Annotated in this window: 1 protein-coding gene; it reads left to right on the plus strand. The window is 65.8% G+C overall.

Annotation, left to right across the window (positions count from 1 at the left end; translation table 11 throughout):
- Nucleotides 1-591: copper ion binding protein (locus KVS69_RS18620; RefSeq protein WP_217539465.1), on the plus strand; the 591-nt coding region annotated here is incomplete at both ends.

Genomic DNA, 591 nt, shown 5'->3' on the forward strand with positions numbered 1-591 from the left:
GCTCGTGCCACCGCAGCAGCGATCAGCCTACCCATCGAGGGAATGACCTGCGCGAGCTGCGTCGGCCGAGTCGAGGCCGCCCTGGCCAAGGTGCCGGGCGTGGACAGCGTGTCAGACAATCTCGCCACCGAGCGAGCGGACATTCGCCTGAACCGTCCTGTCGATCGCATGGCGCTGATCCAGGCGATCGAGAAGGTAGGGTACGACGTGCCTCAGGGCACCATCGAGCTGGCGATCGGGGGCATGACCTGCGCTTCGTGCGTGGGCCGCGTCGAGAAGGCGCTCAAGGCGGTGCCGGGCGTCACTGAGGCTGTGGTCAATCTGGCGACCGAGCGCGCTACCGTGCGTGGCGTAGCATCCGTGCAGGATCTGATTGCTGCTGTCGATAAGGTCGGCTACGAGGCCAGCCCGGTCGATACAGGCATGCAGGCCGACGAGGAAGCTGCCGAGAAAAAGGACGCCGAGCGCGCCGAACTCAAGCGCGACCTGACCCTGGCCGCCGTGCTGGCGCTGCCTGTGTTCGTGCTCGAAATGGGCTCGCACATGATTCCCGGCATGCACGAGTGGGTGGCTTCCACCATTGGCATCCAG

The organism is Stenotrophomonas sp. GbtcB23, assembly GCF_019091045.1.
Taxonomy (GTDB): Bacteria; Pseudomonadota; Gammaproteobacteria; order Xanthomonadales; family Xanthomonadaceae; genus Stenotrophomonas; species Stenotrophomonas rhizophila_A.